We start from the raw sequence: 16,650 nt of genomic DNA, 5'->3' as shown, positions 1-16,650 counted from the left end.
GTCTCCTCGCCGGCGCAGTCCAGGAGGCTGTAGGCTTGCCCGAGGACCAGCTCGAGCTTGCCCGTGTCGTCGTCGTTCAGCGGCAGCGCGATCAATGGACCCGTGGGCGGAACCCGGACCGGCGTGTAGATGGGGCGGCCGGAGAGGAAGTCGTAGGAACGCAGGCCCCATCCGTCCGGTGCCAGCAGCCGGTTCAGCTCCTCGACCTGCTTCATCGCCTCCTCGACGCCGGCCGCGACTGCAGATCCAGCGGCACCTGCAATAGCTCCACAACCAGCTGCCAGCCCGAAGCCAACTCCCCCGCTTACAGTGCCGAGTCCAGCAGCCATGAGCGAGATCGCGGTACGCCCAAAGGGCGTGGACGTGCGTCGTGCCGAACTGCCGATACCCGTTGTGCGCCCTGGCAGCGGCAGGGCGCACACCCAGCGCCCCCACAAGCCCCGACGCCACCCCTACAGAAGCCGTTTGTAAGCCCGTCATCCCTGGCCAGAGCCATCCCGAAACGGGACCTTCGGGCCATGACCCCCTTCCCCCTCCGCTTCAGCGCCACCCCGCGCGGCGCCCGCCGCCTCGCCTCCCACCAGATGGACCTCTGGGGCTGGGGCTATGGCAGTTCGGTGCACGACACCGTGGAGCTGATCGTCGCCGAGCTGGCCGCGAACGCCGTCACCCACGGCCGATGCCCGGCCGGGACGCCGAGCTGCGGCTGAGCCTGGAGGCCGGGCAGGTGCGGGTGGAGGTGAGTGACACGCGCGGCGACCGGCTTCCCGTGGCGCGCGAAGCGGGTGACTGCGAGGACGGCGGCCGTGGAATCGTCCTCGTCGCCTCGCTGGCCGAGAAGTGGGGCACGACCCCGCGCCCCGGCGCCCCCGGCAAGACCGTCTGAGCGATCGTGACCAGCGGCGCGGCGATGTCGAGTTCCTGCCCATTCATCTCTGATGATTCGTCACCAATCCTCAGGAAAAGCTCAGTTGACGGTCAAGGCCAAGCCAGACAAAGCCCACGGGAAAGCAAAGTCCCCTACCCGGAAACGTGATCGAAAGTGGACAGAGTTGAATTGATCATGCCATTCACTCCCCTTCATGGCTGCTAGGTTCACGACGGCTCCGGACCTGACCATCCGGAGTCATGCATGAACAACGGGAGGAAAACATGCGCAAGTTGGCAGTCGGCGCAATAGCCGCAGGCCTGTTCGCCGTCAGCGCGGGGACGGCGGCCGCCGTCTCGTGGCACACCATTCCGACGCTGTCCACCGGTGGCGGTTCGTTCACCAGCGGCCAGTACACCTTCTGGCCCTCGAACCAGAACCACGGCGCCTTCGAGTGGGCGGGCAACCTGAACGACACCGACAACGGTGACGGTCACAACGTCTACATTCAGGTCCGTGTCGAGGGCTACGACTGGAGCCGCTACAACGGCACGCAGAAGCACAGCGTCCCGCTCGACAAGCTGAACTGGGACGGCGCCGCTCTGCACACCGACGACGCCTACATCCGCGTCTGCCGTGACAAGGGCTCGCTCAACCCTGACAACTGCTCGTCGACGAAGCACTACCAGAGGTAGTCGGCACTTCGGCACGGCCGCGGGCCCAGGGGCACATCCCCCTGGGCCCGCACGCTTCTTTGGGGGAAGCCATCAGCACGTCAGACATCATCTCGGCCGTCGGAGTCGACCTCTCCTACGGCAGCCAACAGGCCGTCCGCGACGCCCACCTCTCGGTCACCCCGGGTGAGGTCGTGGCCATCACGGGGCAGAGCGGCTCCGGCAAGTCCTCACTTCTCTACTGCCTGGCCGGGGTGCTGCCCACCACCCGCGGCCAGGTGCGCTTCGAGGGGCGCTCGCTCGGTGACCTCTCCGACGAAGAGATCAGCGCCCTGCGCCGGGAACGTTTCGGGTTCGTCTTCCAGTACGGCGAACTGCTGCCGGAACTGACCATCGAGGAGAACACCGCGCTGCCACTGCGCCTGACCGGACAGCGCAAGCAGCCCGCCCTCGCCAGAGCGGGTGAAGTGCTGGGGCGGCTCGGCCTCGGCGAGCTGCGTCACCGTCGGCCCTCACAGGTCTCGGGCGGACAGAGCCAGCGCGTCGCGGTGGCGCGCGCCCTGGTCCACCGGCCCGCGGTCGTGTTCGCGGACGAGCCGACGGGCTCCCTGGACAGCGCCAACGCCTCCGCCGTGCTGAAGGAGTTCCTCGGGCTGGCCCGCTCCCAGGGAACCGCCGTCATTCTGGTGACGCACGACCACGGGGTGGCCGCACAGGCCGACACCCGTTACACGATGGCGGACGGAATACTCACGCCGCGAGGTGCGGCGTGACCGAATTCCTGCTCGGCCTGCGGCTGCTCCTCGGCGCAGGCCGCGGCAACCGCACACGTTTCTTCCTGATGGCGGCCGGCGGCTCCATCGGTGTCTGCTGCCTCGCCCTCGTCCTCACCGTTCCGGCGATCCTGCACGCCCACGACGGCCGGGCCGCGGCACGGCAGCCCGTCACCTCCTCCAAAGGGCCTGCGGACGGCACGCTCGTCGTCGAGCGCTCCGACGCGTACGGATCCAGGCCGTTCACCCGCGTGTTCATCGCCCGGGGCACCGAGGGAACGCGGTCGGCCCCACCCGGTCTGCCCCGGCTCCCCGGCCCCGGTGAGGTGTTCGTCTCGCCGCGGGTCCACGACCTCCTGCGCGAGGCACCCGCCGTCAAGGGGCTGCTGCCGGGACGGGAGCAGGGAACCATCGCCGGGGCGGGGCTCGCGCACCCGGACGAGCTGTACGCGTACATCGGCACCACGCGCGGCCGTATCGCCCACGAGGGCCGGACCCTGAAGGGGTTCGGGTACGACTACGCCCCGTCCCCCGCCGTGGAACCGTCCACGTTGACGGACGTGCGCTTCGCTCTGGCCACCTTGGTTCTGCTGCCCCTGGGAATCTTCCTCACCGTCTGCGCGCGTCTCTCCGCCGCCAGCCGTATGCGGCGCCTGGCGGCGCTGCGCCTGCTGGGCCTCAGCGTCAAGGGCACCCAGCGGGTGAACGCGGCGGAGACCGTGATGGCCGCACTGCTCGGCGCGGTGCTCGGCCTCGGGGAGTACTGGGTCCTCAACCAGGTGATGTCCAGGACGGGACTGCCCGCGCTGCGGTGGTATCCGGACGACGGTGCCCTGTCCGCGACCACGGTCGCCGTGTGTCTGATCGGCTGCCCGGCGCTGGCCTGGTTCGTCGGCCGCAAGAGTGCGCGGGAAGCCGCCGCCAACCCACTGGCGGTACGCCGCACCGCGCTCCCGCGACCGCCGTCCAAGTGGGGCGCTCTCCTCCTTGTCGCCGGTATGGGCATCGTGTCCGGCTTCTGCGTCAGCGGTGTGCTCGGACACCCGGCGTCGAGTGTGGGCGTGAACGCGCTGCTCGTGGTCGGCGGCGTCGTACTGACCGGAGTCGGGCTCGTGCTCACGCTCCCGTTGATCTCGTACGTTCTCGCCCGACGGGTGGCGGCCTCCACCCAGTCCCTCACGCTCAACCTGGCGATGCGACGCAATGAGGCCGAGCCCGGAAGCACGATGAGGGTCGTCACCGGTCTCGTGCTCCTCGTCTACGCCGCCTCGCTCGCCCAGGGTGTTCTCATCCAGCTGGAACAGGTCAGTCGGCCGTCCGGACCCGTGCAGGACTACTCCCTCTCCCTTTCCGCTCTGACCCCGGACCGGCAGAGGGAACTCGGCGGCCTCGCCGGTGTGCGCGCCCACGCCGTCACGATGAACTCCTGGGTCGATCTCGAGAGGAAGAGCCCCGAGGACGCGTTCGCGTCGTCGGCCACCGCCCTGATCGCCACCTGCGCGCAGCTGGACCGCATGGTCCAGCGTTCCCAGGGCTGCGTGGACGGCAAGGTGATGAGGCTCGTCGACCCCAACTCCAGCGTCGGATCCGACGTGAAGCCGGGCACGCCCTTCCGGTTCCGCCTCTCGGGGAGCGGGACCGGGCACCTGGACATCGGCTTTCCCGCCGACGGGATCGTCTACAGCGGGTACTCCGCGTCCGCCGTGGGCAACGCCGTGCTCCTCGTCCCGCCGACGGCACTGCCCCCACACGCCCGGCCCCGTGACGCCGAGCTCGTACTGACCAGCAGCTCGGAGCCCGGCCAGGTCCGCAAGGTCCTCGACGGCATCGGTGCGATCGCCCCGGTCGCCGAGGTGGAGCTGGTCGGACTGAACGTCCAGGGACTCGAACAGATATCGGTCGTCGAAACCCTGCTGGCCCTAGGCATGATCATGGGGTTGGTCATCGGTGTGGCTGCGTTCCTGGTGTCCGTGACCGACCGCGCGGTCGAGCGCCGTGCGCAGGTCACCGCCGTCACCCTGATCGGTGCCCGGGCACGGACCATGCGGGCCGTGCAGTGCCTCCAGGTGGTGCTGCCGCTCAGTCTCGGTCTCGCCCTGGCGGTCGTCACCGGGAAGCTCGCCGAGTCCAGCTACCTGATCACCGGTGGCGGAGCGATCCGCTGGGATGTCGCCGGCATCCCCCTGCTGTCCTTGGCGGTGGCGGGAGTGGTGGCGGCCGCGGCAGCGGGCTCACTGCCGCTGGCCGGCCGCCGGATCGATCCGGAGCTGATCCGCCGCGACTGACGAACCGGTTCGACACGGCCGAGGGGCTGTCCGAAGCCGGGTCCTGGCTTCGGACAGCCCCTCGGTGTCGAGCGAGGAGTCCGGCCGACGCGGACCCGGCGAGCCGCTCGCCGCCCGTCCGGATCCGCCGTCCTCTCCGCCCCCCGTGCGCGACCTGGCAGGATGAGGAGGAGTTGCGAGGGACACCAAGGGGAGCGGAAGCAGTCGATGGTCAGGGGTGACGACACGGTCGTACTGAGGGACGTTCTCGACATCAAGAAGGACACGTTCGGTCAGCCGATCCATCTGGAGCTGTGCAAAATCTGCGATGCGAACCAGCCTGCGGCCGCGGCACTCATCCGCTTTTTCACCGAGGGCGGGGGTGTGTCAATTTAACGGCCCTGTCTCGCTTTCGGTGGTGACGGAGAGTCGTGAGGGTCGTTGGCATTCACGTGAAGGATGTCAACGAGCTTGTGCAGACGGTGTTTTCGGGTCTTTCCCCGCTGGTCATCGAGGATGTGGTCGACGAAGGTCAGCGGATCGTGGTGCGGGCACGGACTCCGCGGGACACTGCGGTCTGCCCGGTGTGCGAGGCCCCGTCGGAACGCGTGCACGGCTATCACTGGCGGACAGTCGCGGACGTGCCGGTCGATGAACGACGGGTGATGGTCCGTGTGCGGGTGCGGCGTCTGGTGTGTCCCACGCGCGGCTGCCGCCACACCTTCCGCGAACAGGTGCCCGGCGTCCTGGACCGGTACCAGCGGCGTACGACCCGCCTGACCAGGCAAGTAAAGGCCGTGGTCAAGGAGTTAGCGGGCCGGGCCGGGGCACGTCTGCTGGCGATATTGGCGGTGAGCCTGTCGCGTCACACGGCCCTGCGCGCCCTGCTGCGGATCCCGTTGCCCACCGGGCGGGTGCCCCGCGTGATCGGCGTCGACGACTTCGCACTGGGTCGGAGGCACCGCTACGCCACCGTGATCATCGATGCCGAGACTCACGAGCGGATCGACGTGCTGCCCGGCCGCACGGCCGACACCCTGGAGGCGTGGCTGCGCGAGCATCCAGGCATCGAGATCGTGTGCCGTGACGGCTCGGCGACCTACGCTGAGGCGATCCGGCGCGCCCTGCCTGACGCAGTGCAGGTCGCGGACCGGTGGCATGTGTGGCACAACCTGTGCGAAGCCGCTCTGAGCGAGGTCAAGGCGCACAGCGCCTGCTGGGCCACCGTGCTGGACGCGCCGATCTACGACGGGCCCCGCGCCCAGACCACCCTGGAACGCTGGCACCAGGTCCACGGGCTGCTCGCCCAAGGCGTCGGCTTGCTCGAATGCGCCCGCCGTCTCCAACTGGCCCTGAACACCGTCAAACGCTACGCCCGCACTGATCGGCCCGAGCGCCTGCTCCGCGTCCCCAAGTACCGCGCCAGCCTCGTCGATCCCTACCGCGAGCACCTGCGCAAACGCCGAGCCGATGACCCCGGTGCCCCCGTCAAGCACCTCTTCGAAGAGATCAAAGCCCTCGGCTTCACGGGCTGCCTGAACCTCCTGCACAAGTACATCAACCAGGGCCGCGCGGACGCCGACCGCAGCCATATCTCCCCGCGCAGGCTCGCCCGGATGCTGCTGACCAGGCCCGACAATCTCAAGGCCGAGCAGCACGAGCTCCTGGCCAAGCTCACCACCGCCTGCCCCGAGATGACTCAACTGGCTACGGATATCAGGGACTTCGCCCCACTCCTTACGCCGCGCGCCGGCAACGCCGACGCGCTCACGCGCTGGATCGCCCAAGTCCGAGCAGCCGACCTGCCCCATCTACATTCCTTCACCCGGGGCCTGGACCGGGATGTCGACGCCGTGATCGCCGGGCTCACGCTTCCGTACAGCAACGGCCCCACCGAGGGCGTCAACACCAAGACCAAACGGATCGCACGCCAGATGCACGGACGAGCAGGCTTCACCCTGCTTCGGCACCGCATCCTCCTCGGATAGCAGCACGCCCCGTCACCACCGAAAGCGAGACAGGGCCGTTAGATTTACACTCCCGTGTCCGGGGGGCGCGGGCCCGGACACCGTCCGGCGGGGCGCACCCTGCGCCTCCGCCCCTGCTCCTCACGGCAGCCAACCTAAGCACTTCCGACACACGCCCCAGTTGGCGTCGTTCGCCAGACGGAGCGCTCAGCCTCGAGGCAACCCGACCAGCCACGAAAAGGGCTTCACGGGCTACATCTGGTCTGGGCATGATTCCCACCGTGCATGTGGACGGGGAACATCGCGGGCAGGGACGGTACACGCTGACGGACACGGAAAGCGGCCGGGTCTGGGGCGTCTGCGCCGAGGTGGAGGGACTGTTCAGGGAACCCCGGCGCGGGACGTACGAACTGTTCGGCTGGGTGCCGGACGAGGCCGAGGTGCGCGGCTGGGTCGGCAGCCGGGTGTGGCCGGTGCCGGAGGACAGGACGCTCGATGCCTGGCTGCTGGAGGATGCGGAGAGCCTTGGACGGTCCCCGGGGACGGACGGTCTCGTGCTCACGGGTGTGGACGACTGCCTGGGGCCGCCCGAGGGGCACCGGGCTCCTGTCCGGCTGCACGACGGGTACCGGTGGCTGGGCTCCTGCCGGGAGTTCGCCCGCCTCCTGGCGCCCGAGGACGCATCGCCCCCGCTCGTCCTGCGGGGGCTCGCCCCGGGGGATCGGCTACGGCGGGCACTGGCGACGGGCACCCGTCGCGCGCTGGATCTGGAGGAGGCGTGGCTGGAGATACGGGACGACAGCGGCGAGCCGCTCACCGACCGGTTGCTGCGGCCCAAGGTCCGCACGTGGCGCCCGTCCTCCTGCGGGACGGACCTCATCGATCTGGAACTCGGCACAGAGCTCGCACCCGTACCGGGACACGCCCGGCCCGTCTGGGAACGCTGGTTCGCCGGCCCGCCGGAGGCCCCTGGCGCCTGGGCCGAGCTCGAGACCCGGCAGCGCGGGGCCTGGCTCGATCTCGTCCGGGAGCGGGGCTGCCGGATCAAGCACCAGGACCGGCCCGCCAGATACACGTACGAGCTGGACGGCCGCCACATCACCGACGAACCGAGCCTCTACCTGGCACTCGGCGAGGCCGTCAACGGGCCGGGCGGCTACTTCGGCGGCTGCCTGGACGCCCTCGTGGACTGCCTGCGCGGCAACTTCGCCTACACCGCCCCCGCAACCCTGCTCTGGCGGGACGCCGCGACCGCCCGCGAGCACCTGTCCCGCCTCCTGACGCCGGAGGGCGAGCAGTACGACCTGGTCGCCCTGGTACTCGAAGTCCTGACCGAGGGCGGGATGCACGTGACCTGCACGTGAGTTGTGGTTGAGCCTGTGCTGGTATGCCAGAAACGTCGAGCCGGTACACGACGCTGAGAGGCGGGCTGCACCGCCGCCTTCTTCTAGGGCGTGTTTCGAAAGTAGCGTCGTCCGCCCGGAGGGCGGGGCTCGCGGCGTCTGGTGCGGTGCATCGCAAGGCGGAGGGTCGTCCGCGTACTGGGCGTACTCGGGCGATCCCGACAACGCGGCGTGGGGGTCCCCCCTGCTCGAAGAGCTTGGGGGAGTGCCGTGCCAGGCGTCGCGAGCCAGACGGGACTTTCGAAACACGCCCTAGCAGCCGCTCTCCCCAGGCGATCTTCACCGCGTAGAGCGCCGTGTCCGGGCAGCTCGCAGATCGTTGGACCAGAGGTCGCGTACGTGGGAGTGGACCTGATGCGCGAACGTTAAAGGCTCTGGATGCCGCTGCCCGGTCTAGGGTTCTCAGCCGTGGCCCGGCCCGTGTCCGCGCTCTGGCAGGGCCGGGCTGCACCCCCTTCTCGTCGGCCTGCCTCGCTCACGGCCTACTGCCCGATGTGCGTGTCATGCCCGCCCGCGGTCGCCGACCGCTGCCCCGCCTTGGAGAGCTGGCATGAGCGATGGATCCCTGCGCGATGCCTCTGTCGTCGTAGCGCGCGACGAGAACGATCTCGTCGCGCTGTTGAGCACCGACTTCCCCGCCCACGGAGGCGCGTACTTGGCTCGCCTGTCAACGGCCATGGAAGCAGCTATTCGCGCGTTCCGGTCATGTGCCTTCCCCTGACCCTCCCTTACGCTCACGGCGACCAGCACAGCTGTTGCCGAACCGTGCGGGCGGCGGTGCTGGCCGGGACCGGACCTGCTCCTCCGTCAGCAACTCGGGCGCGCGGCCGGGGGCACAGGTCTCGGCCTGACCCGTCCCGAGTCCGGGCGCCGACGCGTGCCTTTCGTCGTGCCGCCGGTTCCGGGCGGCTACGCCGTCGTCTGGCGTCCGGCAGCGTTCGGCGCCGGGATCGCCGTCCTCTCGCTCGGGTCCGCGTGCTGCCGTGCCTTCCCGGTCCGCGGGAGACGGTCGAAACCGTACTGCCCGACGGGCCGCGCGCGGCAAAGTCTGATCGTTTCGTGGACGCCGAGGCCCTCCGGAACAGCTCAGCGCACGGGCGAAGGGGCGTCACAGGCCGGGCCCGAGAGACAGGCACCCCGAGTGGAGGACTCGTAAATGCGTTCACCAGCGACCTTCGCGCTGGCCAGGGCCGCGCAAATGACGAGAACCATCACGAGCTGGGTAATGGCAACCACACGTACCCGACGGACTCCGGCCACAACGGCTGCAATCAGGGCGGCTGCCGCCACGAACATAGCCTTCTGCACGTAGGGACCCGGCGGCGCCCCGGGGGTCTGCGGATTGATCGCCAACCAGTAGGTCAAGATCCAGGACAGCCAGATCAGGGCAAGGGCTAACAGCTCGAAGGCAGCCAAGGCCGCAGACACGGCCACGGCTCGACCAGTACGTTCGGGATCTGTACTCACTCGACCATAGTCACCCCGGCAGGTGCGCAGTGTCATGAGTACCTGTACTCACATCCAGCTCATGACGTCGACGCGCCAGAGCCAGCGTCCGTGAAAAAATCTTCTCTCCGGTCGTGACGGTCGGGGCCTGAGCACGCGTACTCAGGCCCCGACCTGGAGACGGGCCTGTAACTCGGCTTCTTTACGGCAGATACTGCTGCAGCAAGTCGGCGTACAGGCGGACTCCGGCGATCTTCGGGTGGAACGACGCCATGGCGGGCTTGGGTGATGAGGTGTCCACCTGGGAGCGTCCGTTTTCTACGATGCCGTTCACATACTCCGGATCACCGCATACCGCTTTGGTGTCGAACTTGTCGCGCGGGTCGGCGAACACGACGTTGATCCCGTCCTGGGACTTGGCGTCCGAAGCGGCGCCGTTCATCTCCTGGTCCAGCATGTCCGCGACCGAGTTCAGCCAGGGAGCCTCCTCCTCCTTGCCGATTCCCGCCACGCAGTCCTTGGCCCCCGACAGCAGCCTCGGGTAGCCCATGAGAACGATCTTCGCGTTCGGTGCCACATCATGAATCCGCATCAGCACCGCCTCGATGCGTGGCCGGACCTTGTCGTGCAGCCACGTGGGAGCCCAGGTCTTCAGAGGTCCGGTGTCTCCGGCAACATCCTCGCCGGTGATCGGGTCCTTGTTTCCTATCGCTGTGTCCGGGCACTGGTCCGTACCGGCGCCAAGCGCGCATTGGGCGAACACGTCCGAGAACCTGGCGTCGTTGCCGCCGACCGACAGGGTGACCAGGGTGGTGTTCTGGTCGAGATAGCCAGCGTAGAGCTGGGGCACTTCGTGGGACTGCCCGCTGGTGAGGATGTTGTAGGTGCGGGCACCTGAGCAGGCGATGAAGTGGTAGTCCGTCTGGGTGTCGAGGCTGTCGGCCATGGCTCCGATGGACATGCTGGCGCCGGGTAGCGTCGCCTGCCGTGACCAGGCGAGCTTGGATCGGTGGCACTTGTCGATCAGCTCACTGTCCGCATTGTCCATGTGGTCGGTCTCCGGGAAGAAGTCCGTGCCGCCGGACCCGCTTGCGCCCTCGCCCGAAGAGTAGGAGTCGCCCATGGCCACGATAGAGTTCGCGGGCTTGCTGGTGAGGGGCTGGAAGGCCACCGCGTCCCACGCGATGTCCTCGTCCCCCGTTCCGTCCACGGTCGAATTCGACAGGGACACGGTCGGCGTCCCGGTGAAGTGGAACGCCCCGATGCTCACCCAGCCGCCGGCGCGCTGCAGTACGACCCGATCCGGGCTGGTGCTGTCCGAGCCTCCGACGCTGTAGGTGGCTTGGCGGGTCTTGGCACCGGTGTCGGGCAGGTACACCAGGACGCGGGCCCAGTTGAGGTTCTGGTTGAGCGTCCAGGTGCCCTTGATGGTCATGGCACCGCTATCGCCGCCGAGATGGTCCGTGTTGCGGGTGTGCGTGTACCAGTAGTGGCCTTGGTAGCCGCCGCCGACCTGGTGGAGGTCGGCCTTGGCCTCGAACGGGCCGAGGCCCGGACCGGTCGCGACCGGGTCCGCGTTGAAGGCGAACCTGAAGGTTCCGCTTGAGTAGGACTTCCCGCAGCTGCTCCAGGTGTCAGTGGCGTCGGGTACGGAGTCGACCATCCAGGAGCCGTTGGGCCGGTTGTCGTTGGTCGCACCCGAGCAGAGCGGGGTTCCGTACTGCAGGCGGGTGCCGCGGCCGGGCTCACTGACCAGGGTCGCGTACTTGATGTTCTCGAAGCCGCAGGTGGTGGAGCAGTCGGACTTCCAGGTTGTATTGGACTGATGCCACCAGTACTGCTTGTAGCAGTTCACGTCGGGGCAGTTGGGCGGGCTGAACACGCTGCAGTTGTTCTTGGTGTTGCAGAACGTGTCGAGCGGCGGGTTGGCGTGTGCCCGGTTGTATTTCGCGCTGCCCTGATCGACGACCGTCTGGTTGGTGCCGTTCCAGTAGGCGGGGCGGAAGCCGGCGGAGGCGAAGCCGGACTCGCCCGGCCAGTCCTGGCGGCCGGAGGTGGCGTAGGAGTGGCCGGTGTCGATGGACCAGGAGGCCCAGCCCAGCACCTTCTCCTCGTACGGCCAGTCCTGGGGATGCGCGGCGTCCTTGACGGCCGCGGCGTCGAGGTCGGTGTTCATGAAGACTTTGCGGGTGGGCGGGTAGTTGGGGTTGGCGGGGTTGTTGAACCAGCCCAGGCCCCAGTTGGTGTCCGCTCCGGGTTTGTTGAAGCCGAGGTTGTAGTTCCACACGGCGGTGAACCAGTTCTCCGGCTTGGAGGGGTCGTCGTTGTTGGCGGTGACCAGCTGGCCGCTGGTGTGGACCTCGTTCCATTTGTCGGCGAGGATCTTCAGTGAGGCGGCGATGTTGGTGGCGTAGTCGAGCGCCACGGCCTTCTGCAGGGTTGGAGACAGAGCGGTTTCTTTGTGCCCGTTGTCGTCGACCTTCTCGTAGCCCGCCAGGCGCATGCCGTCGGTGACCTGGCCGACTCCGTAGCCGCAGTCGGACTTGTTCCAGTTGATTCTCCAGTGGCCGGCCGACGTGGTTGCTTTGCCGTCATGGCCGTAGAAGCCGTCCACCGCGGCGAGCGGGTTGCCCATCTGCCCGGGGATGGAGCCTTGTTCCGCCTGCCACAGGTTGGACTCCTGAGCCAGGATGCCGAGTTCGACCTGGGCGGGGATGCGGCCGCTGCCGTTGCCGCCGGTCAGGGTCGGGATGGGGAACAGGCCCTGCGGGTCGATCGTGCCGATGCCGGTCTGGGAGCGCCATCCGCCCTGAGTGAGGTAGTTGGAGCGCAGATTGCCCTTGACCGCCATGTCCACAGCCCATTCCACCTGGTTGGGGGTGGGCTGCAGGGCCAGCTGACTGACGTCGTTGCGCGGGACCGAGCACCAGCGGTCGGTGTCCACCGGGTTGTTCTCGATGCCGAGAGATGCCCTCGGCGTCTTGGCGCTGGGGGTGCCAGCCAGTGCCGGGGACAGTTTGGCGCCTCCTGTCGCCGTGCCGGGCTCTGCGGCGATCTGCATGGTGGGTTTCCCGGTCGCCGTCGCGACACCCGTGACGGTGAGGGCATGGCCGATCTCGCCGGGAGCGGGCTCACCCCCCTTGGTGAAGCCCTTGCCCGCGTTTTTGATGTTGTCCAGACCCCTCTGGACGGCATCGGAGAGAACAGGGTTGACGGCGAGTCTGCCCAGGCTGGACACGTCGGCCTCCGCCGGTGCGTCCAGCCGGCTCACCCCACTGCCGGAAAGGTGTGTCCTGCCGGACGGCTCGCCGGTGAGGAACACCCGATCGGCGCCGGCCTGCTTCAGGGCGAGCTGATCCAGCTTGCCGGTGGCCACCGTGGCGACCTTGCCGGCCGTGTACGTCTTGGCGTGCGCCGTGATGTCGCCCGAGCGGTCGAGGAAAGCGATCTTCCCGCCCGGAAGCGAGTGGATGTCGTACGGGACCCGGCTGGTCCTGGCGAGAGTCTTCGCCTTGCCCTTGCGGTCGATGTGCACGAGCCGGTTGCCGAGCGCCGCGATCACACCGTCGCTCACGGGGACCGGAGTGGTGACCTGCCCCTGCGCGACGGTGTCGGCCACGGTACGGCCGTGCGTGTCCACGGTCACCAGTCGTGACTCGTTGTCCCGCTGCGCGGTGAACGCTGCCGTGTGGGTGTCCGGGTTGCAGGTGGGGTCGAAGTAGGCGAGGGATGCGGTGAACGGAAGCTTTTTCACCACTCCCTTGTCGAGATCGACGATCGCTGTGAAGGCTCCGCCGAGCATCATGTCGGGGTGGTTGGTGAACGTGCGTGGGGCGTAGACGACGGCCGCGTAGTCGTGATCGATGACGCACGCGTTGCCGATCCAGGTGTCACCGGGCATACCCGGTTCGCTGAGGACGGCTGCGGTCTTCCAGGCGTACGCAGCCGAGCTGTCGGCGACCAGCAGATGGAGGCCGTCGCTGTCCGCAGCCGCGGTGACGGCCCGGTCGGAAGACGTCTTCCAGTCCGAACCGAGCGTTTCGGCCGGTTTGGTGATTCTGGCGGGGGGTTTGATGCCAGAATCACGCGCCGGGTGTGAGCTTGCCCCAGGGGCGTCTGCGGATTGCCGCTCGAGGCCCGACGCGCTGGACTGGAGAAGTCCGACCAGGAGTCCCCCGGCCGTTAATGCAGTCAGAGATATTCGGGCCTTTTTGCTGTATTTCATAAAATATATCGATTCCCTGTCGAGAGTGGGGCTGATTAGGCGCGGCACCGCCCCGCAGCGCCGGTGACAGCTCGGTCCTTGGAGGTGTTCCAGTTCTTGCCGAGCTTGCTGCCGGGATTGGTGACCTGGGCAGGCGGTCCGGGTGCCGGCTTGGTAGGTGGTGCGGTTGCCGGTTTCGGTTTCGCCTCGGCGGCGAGGCCGGTGTGGCCGTCTGTACGAGTCCGGCGAGGATCGCCATGGCTGCCAAGCCGGCAAAAGCGACATGTGCCTGATGAGCCGATCTGAGTGCCTTCAAGGCTTTGCCCCTTCTTATGCATGCTTTTCGTGCATGACAGGGCAAGCCGCCGCACCACGGGGGCGTCTTCATACGTTGAGACGAACTGCGGGGTGCGGCGGCCGGCTGGAGAAAAGGGCAAGCGATCTACTTTCGGGCGCTCAGAACAGCCCGTGTCCGCTCGATCAACCTTCTGTTGCGGGCCCTCTCCGCCTCCAGTTCACCCCTGTGGGAGGCGATCTGCTTGTGTTGGTAGGCGGTTTCCGCCCTGTACCAGGTGCCGACGAGGTTGCTGGTCTGCTTGCAATCGACATCGTCGGTTGCCATCGACACCTCCGCTTTGCCCGGCTTCAGGCCGGGCAGCTTCGGTGTGGCGAACCGGCCCTCGGCGTCGTCCAGGGTCTTCACCCGGTGACCGTTGCCGGCCATGCACGAGGACCACGTGGCGATGGCGTTCCTGACGGGTGTCTGTTTGATGGTGGCGCCGTAGGACTGTGAGGCGAGGTCTCCCGCCAGGTCGGTCTCGAACAGGACGCCGACCTTCGCGTTCGCCTCGGGGATGCACGTGTCGTTCATCGCCTTGTCCCAGCCCGGAACCGAGGACTCGCTGTCCTCCCTGGCGAGTTCGGCATCCTCCGCAGAGGTGCTGTCGTCATCGGTGCCCGCCTGGGCCGGGGCGAAGCCGTAGATGGTGGCCTCGGTGCGGTCGGTGATGCCGTAGCGGCGCTTCATGTTCATCGCGTCGTACGCGGGACCCGGGTGCAGGCCTGACGGTTCGGGCGCGAACTGGAAACTGAGGCGCCGCATGCATTCCTGCTTCACCAGGTCCCTGGCGTTCTCCCCATCCACAACGTCGGCATAGCCGAGCATGTAGTCCTGGAGCGGGAGCCTCATTCCTTTGGCCAGGCCCCGTTCCACCTGCCGCTTCGGCCAGGTTGCGCGAACTTCAGCATCCGGCAGCGGCATGGCCTGCGCAACCACGTGCCGGCCCTTCCCGCTGCCTGAAACGTGATGCGGAGCGCCGCATGAAGAGACGGACACAGTGGCGGCCGTGACAGCGGCGAAGACGAACGCAGCGGCCCGGACTCTGGGTGTCGACATCGCCGATCAACTCCTCTTGTGCGAGCCGTTGTGGTTCTTCAAGCCACTGCCCAGATTGCGGGCATAGCCGTCAGCCTTCGGGTAGTACTTGCTCGTGCCGCTGTAGCCGGTATTGGCATAGATGGTGTACCCGGCGTATGAGTCCTGGTTCCACGCGGAAGCGGCGTTGTGGTACACGGCTCCTCCGGATCCCGTGGGGTCACAGGGCGTCTGCATGCCGCCGTAAACCTCGGAGGGAAAGCCGCCGAACACGAAGTTGATGAACGTCGCGCCGTTGGGCGAATAGCCGTCTTCGTTGGACCGGGAATGGCGGGTGGCAAGGCAGGCGCTCTGGGACATCTCCGTAGTCTCGGAACGCGAGTTGAAGTGGATACGGAAACAGTGGGTCGGGTGGCTGGTGTCGCTCGCCGTGCAGTCGTTGTGAACGTAGGAAGCAGCCGATGCCGGTGGCGCCACCGTAACGGTGGCCGCCACAGCGACTGCTGCCATGGCGGTAGTGACGGCGGCTCGTGTGAGACGCAAGGTTTTCCTCCCCGTAATAGCTGTGCGGGCAGGCCAGGGGAGAGCACGTGGTCGGATGTGTCCCCGTTTGCCTGCTCCACCTGCGTGCGGGCGGACTGGTCTGGTCCATTCGCCGCAGGCAGGGCACTGTATGCACACGTACACCAGGAGTCGCAAGAACGATTCATTCGCATGACGAGAATCCGGCGACCCAAGTGGAACCCGCCCCCGCGTGCCTCTGCCTGTGTGTTTCCCAGAAATACGGAATGTATGGAACTTCTGGCGAGCGGGTCAGGAATGGCGAAAATCTGCATCTCGCTCCCGACCTGCAGTCGGCAGCTCACTACAGAGAAGTGTCATCATCCGGGCAAGTTGATGAAAATCCTTGCCCGCCAGTAATAACGCCTCTAGCCTTCCGGCGTCATGCGCACACGAACCGCTGCCTCCGTTGCAGCCCTCCTCGCCACCCTCGCCGCCTGCACCGGCCACTCCCCCACTCCCACTCCCGCCAAGCCGGTCGAAGTGACCCAGTACGGAACCGAAATGAGCCACGGTCACCTCGTCTTCGCCGCTCAGTACACGATCCGCAACCTCGACCGTTCACCGGTCGAATACAAGATTGCGTTCAAATTCGACGGCGACGGTTCGGGCGCAGCGAACCCGAAATGGGTCACCCGGACCGTAGGTGCTCAAAGGACTTACACCGGAACTGTGTCTGTCCCCTGGGAAAAGGACGCGGCGTCGATAGGAGTGGAAATTAGCCAAATACAACAGACTCCGCTCTGACGTCTTCCGCCTACCGTGTCACGACCCTGCGATCGGGGGCGGACAGGCCCCCGAGGGAGCCGCCTGACGGTGCATGATCGCGTCTCCGAGTCTGAATGGAGACTTCACGCTCACCAAATTCCGGGGCGCTGTAGCTACCGTCGTCATGGCCGGCGCTCTGCTGGCGCCGGTGGCCACGGCCACCGATGCTGCGGCCGCGTCGTGCGCCCGGCACACGACGGGCGTCTGCAAGGCGAACTCGCCCCACCCGCGCGGGGCAATGGCGAAGTGCAAGGACGGCACCTACTCCTACAGCGCCCACTTCCGGGGCACCTGCTCCCACCACCGTGGCGTGAAGTACTGGTACCGGTAGAAAGCCGGGCGACGTC

At 67.5% G+C, this 16,650-nt stretch carries 13 protein-coding genes and 1 pseudogene; 10 read left to right on the top strand and 4 right to left on the bottom strand.

All coding sequences use genetic code 11. The features are described 5' to 3' along the window. The first annotated feature begins 518 nt into the window (after positions 1-518). From OHT01_RS40345 to OHT01_RS39945, 8 genes and pseudogenes are all read left to right on the top strand, one after another. A pseudogene (locus tag OHT01_RS40345) lies at positions 519-886 on the top strand (ATP-binding protein). 266 nt (positions 887-1,152) lie between these two features. Then, positions 1,153-1,563 (top strand): hypothetical protein, encoded by a 411-nt coding sequence (locus OHT01_RS39970; protein ID WP_328551012.1) that lies wholly within the window; start codon positions 1,153-1,155, stop codon positions 1,561-1,563. A gap of 59 nt (positions 1,564-1,622) precedes the next feature. Next, positions 1,623-2,315: an ABC transporter ATP-binding protein gene (locus OHT01_RS39965; protein WP_328557970.1), complete on the top strand. Its 693-nt coding sequence runs from the start codon at positions 1,623-1,625 to the stop codon at positions 2,313-2,315. Further along, on the top strand, positions 2,312-4,600 hold the full coding sequence (locus tag OHT01_RS39960) for an FtsX-like permease family protein (protein WP_328551013.1): 2,289 nt from the start codon (positions 2,312-2,314) through the stop codon (positions 4,598-4,600). Before OHT01_RS39965 ends, OHT01_RS39960 begins: the two co-directional genes overlap by 4 nt. Before the next feature lie 162 nt (positions 4,601-4,762). Next, on the top strand, positions 4,763-4,975 hold the full coding sequence (locus OHT01_RS40340) for a DUF6300 family protein (protein WP_405918330.1): 213 nt from the start codon (positions 4,763-4,765) through the stop codon (positions 4,973-4,975). A gap of 56 nt (positions 4,976-5,031) precedes the next feature. Then, positions 5,032-6,567, top strand: coding sequence for an ISL3 family transposase (locus tag OHT01_RS39955; protein ID WP_443043339.1), 1,536 nt, complete (start codon positions 5,032-5,034; stop codon positions 6,565-6,567). 248 nt (positions 6,568-6,815) lie between these two features. Beyond that, positions 6,816-7,910 (top strand): barstar family protein, encoded by a 1,095-nt coding sequence (locus OHT01_RS39950; RefSeq protein WP_328551014.1) that lies wholly within the window; start codon positions 6,816-6,818, stop codon positions 7,908-7,910. 589 nt (positions 7,911-8,499) lie between these two features. Then, positions 8,500-8,670 (top strand): hypothetical protein, encoded by a 171-nt coding sequence (locus OHT01_RS39945; protein ID WP_328551015.1) that lies wholly within the window; start codon positions 8,500-8,502, stop codon positions 8,668-8,670. Between the two features lie 365 nt (positions 8,671-9,035). Here OHT01_RS39945 and OHT01_RS39940 read toward each other — a convergent pair whose 3' ends face one another. The 4 genes from OHT01_RS39940 to OHT01_RS39925 form a co-directional block, all read right to left on the bottom strand. Continuing rightward, positions 9,036-9,416: a DUF6234 family protein gene (locus OHT01_RS39940; protein ID WP_328551016.1), complete on the bottom strand. Its 381-nt coding sequence runs from the start codon at positions 9,414-9,416 to the stop codon at positions 9,036-9,038. A gap of 181 nt (positions 9,417-9,597) precedes the next feature. Beyond that, positions 9,598-13,296, bottom strand: coding sequence for an SGNH/GDSL hydrolase family protein (locus OHT01_RS39935; protein ID WP_328551017.1), 3,699 nt, complete (start codon positions 13,294-13,296; stop codon positions 9,598-9,600). A 745-nt stretch (positions 13,297-14,041) separates the two neighbouring features. After that, positions 14,042-14,995, bottom strand: coding sequence for a hypothetical protein (locus tag OHT01_RS39930; RefSeq protein ID WP_328551018.1), 954 nt, complete (start codon positions 14,993-14,995; stop codon positions 14,042-14,044). 6 nt (positions 14,996-15,001) lie between these two features. Beyond that, a complete protein-coding gene (locus tag OHT01_RS39925) occupies positions 15,002-15,484 on the bottom strand; it encodes a hypothetical protein (RefSeq protein ID WP_328551019.1) in 483 nt (160 codons plus the stop codon). Between the two features lie 435 nt (positions 15,485-15,919). On the opposite strand from OHT01_RS39925, the gene OHT01_RS39920 reads away from it, so the two are divergent. Beyond that, positions 15,920-16,282, top strand: a complete 363-nt coding sequence (locus OHT01_RS39920; protein ID WP_328551020.1) for a hypothetical protein — start codon at positions 15,920-15,922, stop codon at positions 16,280-16,282. 73 nt (positions 16,283-16,355) lie between these two features. Further along, on the top strand, positions 16,356-16,634 hold the full coding sequence (locus OHT01_RS39915) for a DUF3761 domain-containing protein (RefSeq protein ID WP_328551021.1): 279 nt from the start codon (positions 16,356-16,358) through the stop codon (positions 16,632-16,634). Positions 16,635-16,650: the final 16 nt, after the last annotated feature.

The organism is Streptomyces sp. NBC_00358 (assembly GCF_036099295.1).
Lineage (GTDB): Bacteria > Actinomycetota > Actinomycetes > Streptomycetales > Streptomycetaceae > Streptomyces.
Note: the sequence above shows the minus strand (reverse complement) of the source record. Positions and strands in the feature narration are given on the sequence as shown.

Coding starts and splice junctions, on each gene's coding strand:
- OHT01_RS39915 (WP_328551021.1), top strand. CDS start 16,356: ATGATCGCGTCTCCGAGTCTGAATGGAGACTTCACGCTCACCAAATTC.
- OHT01_RS39935 (WP_328551017.1), bottom strand. CDS start 13,296: ATGCCCGGTGACACCTGGATCGGCAACGCGTGCGTCATCGATCACGAC.
- OHT01_RS39925 (WP_328551019.1), bottom strand. CDS start 15,484: ATGGCAGCAGTCGCTGTGGCGGCCACCGTTACGGTGGCGCCACCGGCA.
- OHT01_RS39950 (WP_328551014.1), top strand. CDS start 6,816: ATGATTCCCACCGTGCATGTGGACGGGGAACATCGCGGGCAGGGACGG.
- OHT01_RS39920 (WP_328551020.1), top strand. CDS start 15,920: ATGCGCACACGAACCGCTGCCTCCGTTGCAGCCCTCCTCGCCACCCTC.
- OHT01_RS39970 (WP_328551012.1), top strand. CDS start 1,153: ATGCGCAAGTTGGCAGTCGGCGCAATAGCCGCAGGCCTGTTCGCCGTC.
- OHT01_RS39930 (WP_328551018.1), bottom strand. CDS start 14,995: ATGTCGACACCCAGAGTCCGGGCCGCTGCGTTCGTCTTCGCCGCTGTC.
- OHT01_RS39945 (WP_328551015.1), top strand. CDS start 8,500: ATGAGCGATGGATCCCTGCGCGATGCCTCTGTCGTCGTAGCGCGCGAC.
- OHT01_RS40340 (WP_405918330.1), top strand. CDS start 4,763: ATGAGGAGGAGTTGCGAGGGACACCAAGGGGAGCGGAAGCAGTCGATG.